Origin of the sequence: Lentzea sp. NPDC102401 (genome assembly GCF_044765805.1) — a bacterium.
Lineage (GTDB): Bacteria > Actinomycetota > Actinomycetes > Mycobacteriales > Pseudonocardiaceae > Lentzea > Lentzea sokolovensis.
Genome location: NZ_JBIWKS010000014.1, coordinates 167,024 through 180,754 on the forward strand (window position 1 = coordinate 167,024; position 13,731 = coordinate 180,754).

At 68.1% G+C, this 13,731-nt stretch carries 12 protein-coding genes; 8 read left to right on the plus strand and 4 right to left on the minus strand.

Translation table 11 applies throughout. From position 1 onward, the window contains the following. Positions 1–58: 58 nt before the first annotated feature. A complete protein-coding gene (locus ACIRG5_RS38295; RefSeq protein ID WP_402914303.1) occupies positions 59–1,006 on the minus strand; it encodes a methionyl-tRNA formyltransferase in 948 nt (315 codons plus the stop codon). 93 nt (positions 1,007–1,099) lie between these two features. On the opposite strand from ACIRG5_RS38295, the gene ACIRG5_RS38300 reads away from it, so the two are divergent. Both ACIRG5_RS38300 and ACIRG5_RS38305 read left to right on the plus strand, forming a co-directional pair. After that, positions 1,100–2,350 carry a lysine N(6)-hydroxylase/L-ornithine N(5)-oxygenase family protein gene (locus ACIRG5_RS38300; protein WP_402914575.1) on the plus strand — a complete coding sequence of 417 codons (1,251 nt, stop codon included), beginning with the start codon at positions 1,100–1,102 and terminating at the stop codon, positions 2,348–2,350. Further along, positions 2,347–3,882, plus strand: coding sequence for an amidohydrolase (locus tag ACIRG5_RS38305; protein ID WP_402914306.1), 1,536 nt, complete (start codon positions 2,347–2,349; stop codon positions 3,880–3,882). Before ACIRG5_RS38300 ends, ACIRG5_RS38305 begins: the two co-directional genes overlap by 4 nt. On the opposite strand, the gene ACIRG5_RS38310 is transcribed toward ACIRG5_RS38305, so the two are convergent. Beyond that, entirely contained in the window at positions 3,860–4,171 is a 312-nt protein-coding gene (locus tag ACIRG5_RS38310) for a helix-turn-helix domain-containing protein (RefSeq protein ID WP_245822154.1), read from the minus strand. The genes ACIRG5_RS38305 and ACIRG5_RS38310 overlap by 23 nt on opposite strands. A 39-nt stretch (positions 4,172–4,210) precedes the next feature. Then, entirely contained in the window at positions 4,211–5,020 is an 810-nt protein-coding gene (locus ACIRG5_RS38315; protein ID WP_402914309.1) for a hypothetical protein, read from the minus strand. A 152-nt stretch (positions 5,021–5,172) separates the two neighbouring features. Here ACIRG5_RS38315 and ACIRG5_RS38320 point away from each other — a divergent pair, with 152 nt between their 5' ends. Both ACIRG5_RS38320 and ACIRG5_RS38325 read left to right on the plus strand, forming a co-directional pair. Continuing rightward, complete coding sequence (locus tag ACIRG5_RS38320; RefSeq protein WP_402914312.1) at positions 5,173–6,645, plus strand: CHAD domain-containing protein; 1,473 nt, start codon at positions 5,173–5,175, stop codon at positions 6,643–6,645. 129 nt (positions 6,646–6,774) lie between these two features. Continuing rightward, complete coding sequence (locus tag ACIRG5_RS38325; protein WP_402914315.1) at positions 6,775–8,340, plus strand: beta-N-acetylhexosaminidase; 1,566 nt, start codon at positions 6,775–6,777, stop codon at positions 8,338–8,340. A 3-nt stretch (positions 8,341–8,343) separates the two neighbouring features. Here the strand turns inward: ACIRG5_RS38325 and ACIRG5_RS38330 are convergent, their stop codons facing one another. Continuing rightward, entirely contained in the window at positions 8,344–9,681 is a 1,338-nt protein-coding gene (locus ACIRG5_RS38330) for an aldehyde dehydrogenase family protein (RefSeq protein ID WP_402914318.1), read from the minus strand. Between the two features lie 198 nt (positions 9,682–9,879). Between ACIRG5_RS38330 and ACIRG5_RS38335 the strand changes: the two genes are divergently transcribed. The 4 genes from ACIRG5_RS38335 to ACIRG5_RS38350 are packed head-to-tail and all read left to right on the plus strand — an operon-like array spanning position 9,880 to position 13,688. Beyond that, entirely contained in the window at positions 9,880–11,235 is a 1,356-nt protein-coding gene (locus ACIRG5_RS38335; RefSeq protein WP_402914321.1) for a GAF domain-containing protein, read from the plus strand. A gap of 59 nt (positions 11,236–11,294) precedes the next feature. Further along, the gene (locus tag ACIRG5_RS38340) at positions 11,295–12,569 is read left to right on the plus strand and encodes an FAD-dependent oxidoreductase (protein ID WP_402914323.1); all 1,275 of its coding nucleotides are present in this window, start codon (positions 11,295–11,297) and stop codon (positions 12,567–12,569) included. Beyond that, on the plus strand, positions 12,547–13,104 hold the full coding sequence (locus tag ACIRG5_RS38345; protein WP_402914325.1) for a DUF402 domain-containing protein: 558 nt from the start codon (positions 12,547–12,549) through the stop codon (positions 13,102–13,104). Before ACIRG5_RS38340 ends, ACIRG5_RS38345 begins: the two co-directional genes overlap by 23 nt. Continuing rightward, the gene (locus tag ACIRG5_RS38350; RefSeq protein ID WP_402914578.1) at positions 13,101–13,688 is read left to right on the plus strand and encodes a uridine kinase; all 588 of its coding nucleotides are present in this window, start codon (positions 13,101–13,103) and stop codon (positions 13,686–13,688) included. The genes ACIRG5_RS38345 and ACIRG5_RS38350 overlap by 4 nt, the downstream gene beginning before the upstream one ends. Positions 13,689–13,731: the final 43 nt, after the last annotated feature.

Consider the following 13,731-nt stretch of genomic DNA (forward strand, 5'->3'; position numbering starts at 1 on the left):
AATGATCGACCATGCCGATCACGGACCGGTCACCCGGCCCGTGATCCGCGTGTCGGAGCTACGGACGCGAGGTCAGATAGCCGCCCATGTGCTTGAAGTACTCGTGCGCCTTGAGCTCGGTGCCATCGGCGGTACGAACCTTCTTGACCAGCAACGCCTTGCTCTTGCCGCGCCTCGCCTCGGCGCCCGCGACGATCGTCACGCCGTCGCCCTCGCGGTAGAAGATCCGGCCGGGAGTTCCGCCGTAGACCTCGGCGGACACGTCGGCCTCGATGATCTCGAGGCGCTGGCCGCGGTGGAAGCAGTACGCGCTCGGGTACGGCGCGCACTGCGCGCGCACCAGGCGATCCAGTTCCTCGGCGGTCCAGGTGAAGTCGATCCGGAGGTCTTCCTCGGCGCGCTTGTGGAAGAACGAGGCCTGCGAACGGTCCTGCTTCTGGAAGTCCGTGCGACCGGACGCGATCTCCGCGAGACCGTCGACCGTGATCGGGCCGAACAGCTCCAGCGTCTTCTCGAAGAGCACGGCGGTCGTGTCGCGCGGGCCGACCGGAACCGAGCGCTGCAGCACGATGTCGCCGGCGTCGAGCGTGTCGTCCATCATGTGCGCCGTCACGCCGACCTCCTTCTCGTCGTTGAGAAGCGCCCAGATCAACGGCGAGAAGCCCGCGTACTTCGGCAGCAACGAGTCGTGCACGTTCAACGTGCCGTGCTTGGGCAGCGCGAAGACCTGCGGCGGGATCCAGGTCCGCCAGTTGCAGGCGACGATCACGTCCGGCTCGGCGGCCTTGAGCGCGTCGAACAGCTCCTGGTCCTCCGGGCGTTCGCGGACGAGGACCTCGACGCCGTGCTCGCGGGCCAGCTCCTCGACCGAATCGCTCCAGACCTTCTCGTACGCACCCTCACCCTTGGGGTGGGTCACCACCAGGACGACCTCGTGCTCGGACGCCAAAAGTGCCTGCAGGGTGCGATGACCCCAGGTCTGGAACCCGAACATGACGACCCTCATGGGGGTGTCCTCCTTCACTTGACTGCGATACGGTCAGGCTAACCTAACTGAAGGCTTGCGCAGATAGCTTAGGCTGCCCTAAGTTCGGTGCTCATGCATCCGATCTACGACATCGTCGGTATCGGGTTCGGTCCCTCGAACCTGGCGCTCGCCATCGCTCTGACCGAGCACAACGAGCAGGCCGAAACCCCTGTCACCGCGGTGTTCCTGGAACGCCAGCAGGTGTTCGGCTGGCATCGGGGCATGCTCCTGGACGACGCCACCATGCAGGTCTCGTTCCTCAAGGACCTGGTCACCATGCGGAACCCGACCAGCCGTTTCTCGTTCCTGTGCTATCTCCAGGACCGAGGCAGGCTGATCGACTTCGTCAACCACAAGAACCTGTTCCCGTTGCGCGTCGAGTTCCACGACTACTTCGAGTGGGCCGCGGCCCAGGTCGACGACATGGTCGCGTACGGCGCCGAAGCCGTTGGCGTGGAAGCGATCCAGGACGACCTGTTCGAGGTGACAACAGCCACGGGTGACGTGTACCACGCTCGCAACCTCGTCTTCGCGACCGGACTGCGCCCGACCGTGCCCGAGGGCATCACGCTGTCGGATCGCGTGTGGCACAACAGCGAGTTCCTGCACCGCGTCGGCGAGCTGACGGACCCGAAGCGCTGCGTGGTCGTGGGCGCCGGGCAGAGCGCGGCGGAGGCCGTGGCGTACCTGCACCGCGAGTTCCCCGGCGCCGAGGTGTGCTCGGTGTTCTCCCGCTACGGCTACAGCCCCGCGGACGACAGCTCGTTCGCGAACCGGATCTTCGACCCCGAGGCCGTCGACCACTACTACGACGCCCCGGACGCCGTGAAGCAGCGGTTGATGGACTACCACCGCAACACCAACTACTCCGTGGTCGACATCGACCTCATCGCGCAGCTCTACCGCACCACGTACCAGGAGAAGGTGCTGGGCACCGAGCGGCTGAAGATGATGAAGATGACCCGGCTCGTCGCGGTCGAGGAGTCGCCGGACGGCGCGCGTGCGGTGATCCAGTCGCTCGTCACCGGTGAGCAGGAGTTCGTCGACACCGACCTCGTGCTCCTCGCGACCGGCTACGACGAGGCCGCGCCGGTCCTCGGTTCACTGGACGTGACCTGCGCACGCGACGAGGCCGGCCGTCTGATCGTGGGCCGCGACTACCGCCTTCAAACGTCGCTCAGGGGCGGCATCTACCTGCAGGGCGGCACCGAGCACTCGCACGGCATCACGTCGTCGCTCCTGTCCAACGTCGCCGTGCGCTCGGGTGAGATCCTCACGTCCGTGCTGACCAACACTCCTGTGCCGGTCCTCGCGACCGCGTGAAACTCGATCTCAAGCTGACGGCCTGCCGGGCCATCACGATGGACCCGGCACGCCCCGCCGCGCACACGATCGGCATCTGGCAGGGCCGCGTCGCCGGGCTGGACGAGCAGGTCGAGGACCTGCCCGCCGCCGAGACCGTCGACCTCGGCAACGCCGTGGTGCTGCCGGGTTTCATCGACGCCCACACGCACCTGGCGTGGAACGGCCGTCGCACCATCGACATCACCGGCCTGACCGCGGTGACGCAGATCCTCGACCGCCTCGCCAACGCCCCCGGCACGGGCTGGATCGAGGCGTCCGGCTACGACCGCCGGATCATGGACCGCCTGCTCACCGCCCTGGACCTCGACCGGATCAGCGACGGCAGACCGGTGTACGTCGCCGACCTGTCCGGGCACGCGTGCGTCGTGAACTCCTTGGTGCTCAAGCAACTTCCGGAGATCACGAGCGACGGCTGGCTGACCGAGAACGAACAGCTGGCCGCGCGCACGTTGCGACTGCCCTACTCACTCGACGAGATCACCGCCGAGCTGCACGCGAGTGCGCGGCAGGTGCTGTCCGAGGGCGTCACGATGTGCGCGGAGGCGGGCATCGGCGCGGGCCTGATCGCCAGCAGCCCACTCGAAGCGGCCGCGTACCAACGCGCTCAGCTACCGATCCGCGTACAGCTCATGGTGTCCGCCCACGTCCTGCACGACGTCGCCGCCGACCCGTCGGACGGCATCCCGCGCGCGATCGACCTGGGCCTGCACACCGGTTTCGGCAGCGACGTGCTGTCGATCGGCGCCCTGAAACTGTGGACCGACGGCGGCATGATGGCCCGCACGGCCGCGTTGTCCGAGCCGTACCTCGGCAGCGACAACGCGGGCCGGCTCGCCGAGTCCGAAGAGTTCCTGCGGGCGGCGATCATCGACGGCCACCACGCGGGCTGGCAGCTCGCGATCCACGCGATCGGCGACCGCGCGATCGATGTCACCTTGGACGCGGTCCAAGAAGCACAACGCCAACGCCCACGCACGGACGCGAGGCACCGCATCGAACACTGCGGTCTGGTCCGCCCCGGACAGCTCAGCCGAATCGCGAGCCTCGGCATGGTTCCCGTCGTCCAACCAACGTTCCTGTGGTCCTACGGCGATGACTACAGCGAGATCATGGGCGAGACGCGGGCACCGTGGATGTACCGCGGCCGCTCGTTCCTGGACCACGGCATCACCGTCGCGGGCAGCTCGGACCGCCCCGTCGCGGACGGAGCCCCGTTGCGCGCCATCGAGTTCATGGCGCGCCGACGGTCATCCAGCGGTCGCGCGATCGGACCGGACGAGGCGATCACCGTCGAGGAAGCGATCCACGCCTACACGCTCGGCAGCGCCTACGCGTGCCGCAAGGAGCACGTGCTGGGCAGCCTCACGCCGGGCAAGCTCGCGGACCTCGTGGTGCTCGGCGACGACCCGCGCACGAGCGACGCGATCGCGGAGATCCCGGTGCTGGCGACCATGGTCGGCGGCTCGTTCAGCTTTCAGCGAGCTTCTTGATCGCGGCCAGCCGCTGGTCCCACTGGGAGGCGAGCGAGGACATCCACGTGGCGGTGGCGTCGAGCGCGCCGGACCGGACGGAGAAGTTGTTCTCCCGGCCGGCGCGGACGGACGCCACCAGCTCGGCCTTCTCCAGCACGACCAGGTGCTTCACGATCGCCTGACGGCTCACCGGCAGCTCACCGGCGAGCGTCGACGCCGACACGGGCCCCTTGGCCGCCACGAGGTCGAGCACCCGCCGTCGCATCGGATCCGCGAGCGCGGCCAGCACGTCGTCGACCTGACTCACTCGCCCACCCCTTCTGCAACCCGTCGGTTGCAGAACAGGCTACTGCAGGTGGAAGGTCGCGGCCAACGTCGTGAGGCGGTCGATGATGTCCGCGTAGACGTTCGTGCGGCGAACCCAGTTCTCACTCCCGGACGCGGCCGACGGCGGCTGCCCGAGCGGCGTGACCGCGTCCGTGACGCCGTACTCCAGCCGGTAAGCGAGGACCGCGATCGCCGACTCGAGCCAGAACGACGGGTCCGGCGTGGGAATCTCGCCCAGCCCGACCCGGAACCACACGGGCATGCGCGCGTACTGCCCGAGCGCCTCGGAGATGCGCCGCGCGGCCGCGTCCTTGATCTCGCCGCGAGCCTTGTCCCCGGCCAGCACGGCCTCGGTGCGCCACTCCTCCCCCACGGCGTCCTCGTCGGCCTCCAGCCGCTCGGCCGCCCGCTGCGCGCTGGCCTCGTTCGCGTTGATCAACCACTCCATCTGGCGGACCTCGTGCGACAGCGCGTCCCGCTCGAACCGGGGCACCCGCCCACCGTCCAGTTTGGACCTGGCCTCGTCGCGGCGAGCCTTGAGCCCGTCGAACTCCAGCACCTCGGCCCTGAGGTCGACCCGCGCCGGATCGGCGAGGATCTCCTGTTCCGCGTCCCATGCCTTGCGCAGCGCCTCGACCAGCGGTTCGACCTCGCCGGACACCGCGTCGAGGTCGGCGAGCGGCCCGTCACCGGCACCGGACAACCGCCGTTCCAGCACCGTCAGCCGAGCCGTGACGCGCTCCAGTTCCGCGGACAGCTGACCGACATGACTGATCAACGTGGCGACCTGGGGCTCGACCACGTCAAGCCGTTCCTTCTCCGTGGGCACGCGACCAGCGAACCGGACAGTAGGGACGCGCAAAAGCGGGTACCCGACGAATACACGCATTCGAGGAGCGGTTCCGCCCGGCCGTGGCAGCCACCCCTCACGCACCGTCACGACACTGGGTGAACTGGGACAAAACGAGGTATTAATAGAAAATGGCGACCTCCGTTACTGAGACCGAACGCAAGTACGAGGCACCATCGGACGCGAGTCTGCCGGACCTCACCGAGATCACCGGCGTGGCCACCGGCCCGGAGGAGTTCGACCTCGAAGCCACGTACTTCGACACGGACGACTACCGCCTGGCCCGCGCCGGCGTGACCCTGCGCAGGCGCGTGGGCGGCGACGACGAGGGCTGGCACCTCAAACTCCCGGCAGGCGAGGACTCCCGCCAAGAACTGCGCGTCCCCCTGGGCAAAGCCGTGAAGAAGCCCCCGAAGGACCTCTCCTCCCTGGTACGCGCCCACACCCGAGGCCAGAACCTCGCCCCAGTGGCCGAAATCCGCACCAACCGCCGCCGCTGGCAACTGACCAACGGCACCGGCGACATGCTCGCCGAGGTGGTCGACGACGTCGTCACCGCCCAAACCATGGGCTCTTCAACGACAACGACCTCATGGCGCGAAATCGAAGTAGAGCTGGGCGAAAGCGGCGACCGCAAGCTCCTGGACACCGTGGAACGCCACTTGGGCGACGCGGGCATCGTCCCGTCCTCGTCGAAGTCCAAGCTCTCCCAGGTGATCGGCGTGAAACGAGACGCGGGCCCCACCCTCGGCAAGAAGCCGACAGCAGGCGACGTCCTGCTCGCCTACCTCTACGACCAACGCGCAGCGCTGCAGAACCAGGACCCCCGAGTCCGCCGCGACGAGCACGACGCCGTCCACCAGATGCGAGTGGCCACCCGCCGCATGCGCTCGGCACTGCAAGCGTTCGGCAAGATCGTCGACCGGGAACAAACCCGCGCCCTCGCCGACGAACTCAAGTGGCTCGCCTCGGTCCTGGGCACCTCACGTGACCTCGAAGTACTCCGCACACGCTTCGAGAACAACCTCCACGCCCTACCGCCAGAACTGGCCCTGGGCGACGTGGCGGCCCGCATGACCCGCTACTTCGCCCCGCTGGAAGCCAAGGCGCACAAGGACTCCGTAGCGGCCCTGGACAGCGGGCGCTACTTCACCCTCCTCAACACCATCGACGCCCTCCTGACCGCACCCCCTCTCACACCTCTGGCTTCAGGCAAGGCGAAGGAAGTCCTCCCGCCCCTGGTGGAAAAGGCCCGCCACCGCCTGGACGTCCGCGTGGAGGAAGCGCTGAAGGTCAACGACAGCGACGAGCCACTGCACGAGGCCCGCAAGGCGGCCAAACGCCTCCGCTACTCGGCAGAAGTAGCCGAACCGGCACTGGGCAAGCACGCCAAGGCCCTGCGCAAGCGCGCGAAGGACGTCCAAACCCTCCTGGGCCACCACCAGGACTCGGTGGTGGCACGCCCAGTGCTGCTGGAACTGGGCAGGGGCGACGAGAACGGCTTCACCTTCGGCTTGCTCTACGGCCAGGAAGTCGAACTCGCGCACAGGACGGAAGCCGCACTCCCGGCGTTGTGGCACAAGCTGAGCAAGGAACACCTCTAGCAGCCACCCACCCCCAAGGTGACCCACCTGCGGACCTCGCCTGGAATTGGTCTGAACCTTGACAGCCAAGACCAACCCCTGAAACCGTGACCGAACGCCGCCAAGGTCCCCTCGTGTCCGGAGGATGGCGTGAAATCAAAACAACTGCAGGCCGCACTGGCGGCACTGGTGATCGCCGGATCAGGAGTGCTGGTGACCGACACAGCCGAGGCAGCCAAAGCCACCGCCCTGCAAGAACTGGTCCCCCAGCCGGTCCAGGTGCAGTCCAGGGCGGAGACCTTCACTCTCTCGGCGGCCGCCAAGATCCAACTGGGTTCGCCGGACGCCCGCAAGCCCGCCGAACTGCTGGCCAAGATCCTCCGCCCCTCCACCGGCTACGCCCTACCGGTGACTGACGGCGTGACAGGCGACGGCATCGTCCTGACCTCCGGCGCAGACCCGAGAACGGGCCCAGAGGGCTACCAGTTGGACGTGACCCCGAAACAGGTCGTGATCCGCGCCAACACCGCGGCAGGCCACTTCAACGGCATCTCCACCCTCCGCCAACTCCTGCCGGCCAAGGCAGAGGCGAAGACCAGACAACAGGGCCCTTGGCAGGTCCCAGGAGCCAGCATCCTGGACCACCCGAGGTACCAGCACCGAGGCGCCATGCTCGACGTCTCCCGGCACTTCTTCACCCCGGCCCAGGTCAAGCGCTACATCGACCAGATCCAGCAGTTCAAAATCAACTACTTCCACCTCCACCTGAGCGATGACCAGGGCTGGCGCCTGGAGATCAAGAGCTGGCCGGAGCTGACGAAGATCGGCGGCAGCACAGAGGTAGGCGGCCGCACGGGCAAACTCTTCTACACCCAGGACGAGTACGAGGACCTGGTCCGCTACGCGGCCGACCGGGGAATCACCGTGATTCCGGAGTTCGACATGCCGGGCCACACCAACGCCGCTCAGGCCAGCTACGCCGAACTGAACTGCGACGGCAAGAAGCGCCCCCTCTACACCGGCACCGAGGTCGGCTTCAGCTCCCTCTGCATCAACAAGGACATCACCTACAAGTTCGTGGAAGACGTCATCAAAGAGGTCTCCGCGATCACCCCGGGCCCGTACTTCCACCTCGGCGGCGACGAAGCACTCAGCACCCCCGACGCCGACTACACGACGTTCATGAACCGCGTCCTGCCGCTCGTCAAGAAGTACGGCAAGACCACCACGGGCTGGCACGAGTTCATCAAGACCACCAAGGACACCACGGCGATCCCGCAGTTCTGGGGCACCGAGACGACCGACGCCAACGTGGCCGCGGCGGCCCAGCGCGGCAACAAGATCGTCATGTCCCCGGCCAACCGCATCTACCTCGACATGAAGTACAACAAGGACACCAAGCTCGGCCTGGACTGGGCGGGCCTGGTCGAGGTCAAGGACGCCTACAGCTGGAACCCCGGCGCGTACCTCAAGGGCGTGACGGAAGCCAACGTCCGCGGAGTCGAAGCTCCACTGTGGACCGAAACGCTGAAGTCCTCCGCGGACATCGAGTACATGGCGTTCCCGAGGCTCCCGGTAGCGGCAGAACTCGGCTGGTCACCGGCGAGTGTCCACAACTGGGACCGCTTCGCCCCACGCCTGGGCGCGCAGGGACCGCGCTGGAAGATCCAGGGCATCAACTTCTACGCGAGCACCCAGGTGCCCTGGAAGAAGTAGTCCTCAGAAATACCCCTGCCCACGGTCCGAGTAGCTGACCAGCAGGTGCTTCACGCGGCGGTAGTCGGCGAGCACGGCGGTGTTCGCCGGGTACGCGTGGTAGTTGTTGACCCACACCCGCTCGGCGCGCAGTTCCTGGCCGACGTTGTGCGCGAGCGCGACGTCGCGGCACCAGATGCCGGCGCCGAGCTGGGCGGCGGCCTCGTTGGCGATCTTCAGCGCGTCATCGCGGTCGTCGAACCGGGTCACCGACACCACAGGCCCGAGCACGTCCTCCGAGAACACGGACGACCTGTGGTCACCTTCGAAGATCGTCGGCTCGACGTAGTGGCCGGAGGCCGAGCCACCAGCGACCAACCGCGCGCCCTCGGCCTTGCCGCGCTCCACGTACGCAAGAACTCGATCGCGTTGCGCAAGACTCACGACAGCGCCGACCATGGTGTCGGTGTCGAGCGGGTCGCCCATCCGCAACGACTGCGTGCGGACCGTCGCGAGGTGCAGGAACTCCTCGTAGACGGCGGTCTGGATCAACGCGCGCGACGGGGCCGTGGAGATCTCGCCCTGGTTGGCCGCGAACATCGCGAAGCCTTCCAACGCCTTGTCCAGGAAGCCGTCTCGCGACGCGGCGACGTCGGAGAAGAAGATGTTCGGGCAGCGCCCCGCCACGACGGGATGGTCGTCGGAGCCGGTCACGACGTTGACGACGCCGGGCGGCAGCAGGTCGGCGATCACGCCCAGCAGCACGTGGATCGAGGCCGGCGTCTGCAGCGCGGGCTCCAGCACCACGGCGTTGCCGGCGGCCAACGCGGGCGCGAGCACACGGCAGGCGTTCATCAGCGGGAACGTCCACGAGACGCGTTCGTGCACGACGCCGAGCGGCTGGAACGAGCGGTAGTCGTAGGAGTCGCGGCTGAGTTGCTCGACCTCGCCCACCTCGGCCCGGACGACGGCGGCGAACTGGCGGAACAGCTCGATCAGCAGCGGGATGTCGGCGACCAGGGCCTCGCGGACCGGCTTGCCGTTGTCCCACGTCTCGGCGACGGCGAGTTCGGTCGCGTGCTCCTCGATGCGGTCCGCGATCTCGCACAGCACGGTGGCGCGCTCTCGGGCCGTGGTGCTCCCCCACGCGCGTGCGGCGCCGCTGGCGGCGTGCAGTGCACGGGCGCGGTCGGCGTCGGTGCCGCGGGCGACCTCGGTGAACACCTCACCGGTCACCGGCGTGACGTTCTCGGCGTACTCGCCGGCCACGGGCGACACGTAGTCGCCGCCGATGAAGTGGTCGTACCTCGCTCGGTACGCGACCACGCTGCCGGGCTGCCCCGGTGCCGCGTACTGCGTCATTCTCGACTCCCTGCCAGAAGAGGGCCCACACGGAGGCTGAGGTGGGGGAAATGAGAAAGTAGGCAGCAGAACGTTGCATGCTCGTTGCAAGCCGTGGATGGATCAGTGACCCACGAACCCGGGCAACACGCACTGTTGCTGAGTCGAGTCAGAGATGCCGTGTTGAGTGGTACTCACACGGTTGATTTGCCACGCTCAGTGATTTCCGCGTCGTGGCAGCGGTCACTCGCCGCGAACGTCGATCCCGACCTGCACACCGCGCCGACCGTGTTCGCCGCCGACGAGCTGTCCGACCTGCGCGAACGGCATCCGCTGCACCCGACCCTGCCGTTGTTGCGCGAGACGTTGCTGGGCTTCGCGGAAGAGGCGAAGCACATCATGATCGTCGCGGACGCCCAGGGCCACATCCTGTGGTGCGAGGGCTCCAAGGACACCCGCGGCAGCGCCGAGAACGTCGGCCTGGCCGAGGGAACGCTCTGGTCAGAGGGTGCGGCGGGAACGAACGGCATGGGTACGGCGCTGGCGGTGAACTCCCCCGTCACGGTCCACTCCGCCGAGCACCTCGTGCGGACCTACCACCACTGGACCTGTGCGGCGAGCCCGATCCGCGACCCCGACACGGGCGCCACGATCGGGGTCGTCGATCTCAGTGGCCCGATCGAGACCGTCCATCCCTCGATGGTGGCACTGGTGTCCGCGTCGGCCCGGCTGGCCGAGTCGGAGATGCTCGCGCGGATGCACGCGCAGGACGAGGAGCTGCGGGCGCGCAACATGCGGCACCTGATCGCGTTGCGCGGTGAGCCCGGCGCGCTGCTCAGTCCCACCGGCAGGGTCGTCGCGGTCGAGCCGTACGGGCTGCTGCCCCCACGCGTCGACGTCTCCACGGACCGGGTGGAGCTGCCCGACGGCCGCGAAGCCGTGCTGGAGCCGCTCGCCCACGGCTACCTGCTGCGCATTCCACGTCAGCGGCACGTGCGGCGCAGCGTGCTGTCGCTGTCGTTCCTGCTGCCCGAGCCGAAGGTCGTGCTGGACGGCCGCGAGGTGCCGCTCTCGTTGCGGCACGCGGAGATCCTGTGCGCGCTGACGTTGCAGGGCAGGCTGACCGCCGACCAGCTCGCGCTGCACCTCTACGGCGAACGCGGCAACCCCACGACGGTGCGCGCCGAACTGCACCGGCTGCGCGCCCAGCTGGGCCCGGACGTGCTCGCGACCAGGCCGTACCGGCTCACCGCCGACGTCGAGACGGACTTCCTGGCGGTGCGGGCCGCGCTCAAGTCCGCCGACGTGCCGCTGGCCGCGAGCAGGTACCGCGGCTCGCTGCTGCGCCGCTCCGAGGCACCCGTCGTGCTGGCCGAGCGGGACGACCTCGCGACCGGCGTGCGCAAGGCGGTCCTGCAGCGCGGTGACGCGAACGCGCTGTGGACCTTCACCCAGACCGACTCCGGCGAACACGACGTCGAGGCACTGGAACAGCTGGTCAAGCTGCTGCCGCCGGACGACGTCCGGCTCGCGATCGCCACCGCGCGGCTCAGGAGACTCAGTCAGGACGATTGACAAGACTCTCGTGAACTGAATATCTTCCTTGCTAAGAGATTTGGCGAGGGGGAGTTGTCATGCGCGTACTCATCATCGGAGCGGGGACCGGTGGCCTGTGCCTGGCGCACGGGCTGAAGAAGGCCGGCGTGGACGTGGCGTTGTTCGAACGCGACCGCACGCCGCGCAGCATGCTGATCGGCTACCGGGTGGGGATCAGCCCGGACGGAAGCAAAGCGCTGCACAGCTGCTTACCTCCGGACGTGTTCGCGGAGTTCGTCCGCACCACCGCCCGGCCGCCGAAACACATAGTCATGCGCACCGAGAAGTACAAGGAACTGCTGGTCGGCGACATCGCGACGGATCTCGACGACAGCCGCAGCGAGAAGTCGGTCAGCCGGATCGCGATGCGCACGGCGTTGCTCGGCGGCCTGGACGACGTCGTCCGGTTCGACAAGACGTTCACGCGCTTCACCCGCAACGACGACGGCACCGTCACCGCGTTCTTCGACGACGGCACGTCCGCGACCGGTGACGTGCTGGTGGGCGCGGACGGCGCGCAGTCCAGGGTGCGCAGGCAGCACCTGCCGGACGCCAAGGTGGTCGACACCGGCATCACGTCGATCGCGGGCAAGCTGCCGCTGACCGAGGAGAACGCGAAGCTGCTGCCCCCGCTGGCCGACGGCGGCATCACGTTGCTGTTCGGGCCCCACGGCGAGTTCGTGATCATCCACGTGATGCGCTTCGACGGCACGGGCGTCGAGGACGACTACATCATGTGGGGCTACGCGGCCGCGCACGACAAGTTCCCGGACATGAAGGGCATGAGCCAGGCCGAGCTCAAGCAGGCCGTCCTGACCATGACCCCGAAGTTCCACCCGAACCTGCGCAAGCTCTTCGCGCTGGCCACGCCGGAGACCGTGTTCCAGATCAGGGTCCGCACGTCCGAACGGCTGCGGCCGTGGAAGCCGAGCAACGTCACGATGATCGGCGACTCGGTGCACCTGATGACGCCCGGCCGCGGCATCGGCGCGAACACCGCGTTGCGCGACGCGGAACTGTTGTCCCGCAAGCTGATCGAGGCCCACAACGGCAAGAACGTCGTAGAGGCGATCGGCGAGTACGAGCAGGAGATGATCGAGTACGGGTTCGAGGCCGTGGAGGCCTCGCGCGAGATGATGGACGGCAACAGCCTGGTCCACAAGCCCGTGATCGGACGGATCGCGGCGGCGTTCCAGCGGACGTTCCTGCGCGTCACCAACGCCGTGCCCGTGCTCAAGCGGAAGATGCTGGCCGAGGACGCGGCCGAGCGTGATCACGTAAGTTCTGACCATGAGGTTGTTCACGCCGGGTGAGGTCGTGGTGCGGCGTGAGGTGCTGCACGGCAAGGTCTGGTCCGAGATGCCGACCAGGGTGATCGCCGACGAGCCGGGGCTGCTCGCGGTGTTCGTGGAGCCGGGCACCCGGCTCACCTACCCCGACCACCACCACCCGCACCCGTGGGACAAGCCGGAACGCGGCTTCTGGCGCGGCCACGGCAAGCTCATGCTGCACCGCCCGCGGGACGCCTACTCCGTCGACCTGTTCTGGAAGGGCGAGAACAGGACGTTCGGCAACTACTACCTGAACCTGCAGGCGCCCTACCGCCGCGTCGAGGACGGGTTCGAGACCCTCGACCACGCCCTGGACTACACCCTCGACCCGGACGGCACCTGGGCCCAGCGCGACCTCGACGAGTTCGAGGAGCAGGTCGCGTCGGGCAAGTACTCCGCGCGGGAGGCCGAGGAGATCAGGGCCGAGGGGCTCAAGATCGAGAAGATGCTGGCGTCCGGCGAGATCTGGTGGGACACGGCCTGGGCGGACTGGCGACCACCGTTGGACTGGCGGTGAAGGTCCGGCCGCTCACGTTCGACACGCTCGTCGCCGAGATCGTCGGCCAGGTGTCGGAGATCGGCGGACGGGTGCGCGTCCTGATCGACGGCGCACCCGCCGCCGAACCTGGCAGGCTCGCGGACGCCGCCGTGGAACCGTTGCGTGCCTTGGGCCGTGCGGTGCAACGAGTGTCTCTTGAGGACTTCCTGCGCCCGGCCTCGGTGCGGCTCGAACACGGCCGCACCGACTCGTACTCGTACCGGCACGACTGGTTCGACTTCGGCGGACTGCAACGCGAGGTGCTCGACCCGGCGATGGACGGCAAGGTGCTGCCGTCGTTGTGGAACGCCGCCACCGACCGGGCCAGTCGCGCCGAGTACGTCGACCTGCCGGAGAACGGGGTCGTGCTCGTCGACGGCACGCTGATGCTCGACCGGTGGCTGCCGGCCGAGCTCACGGTCCACCTGTGGCTCTCCCCCGGCGCTTTGAAACGCAGGACCGCCGAGGAGTGGACCCTGCCCGCGTTCGACGACTACGAGCCGGTGGCCGACCTCTTCGTGCGCTACGACCACCCCGAACGGCCGGGTCTGGTCGAGTCGTGAACCGCTCTGCCCGCCGCGGACATAGGCGGGGCAGAGAGGAGGG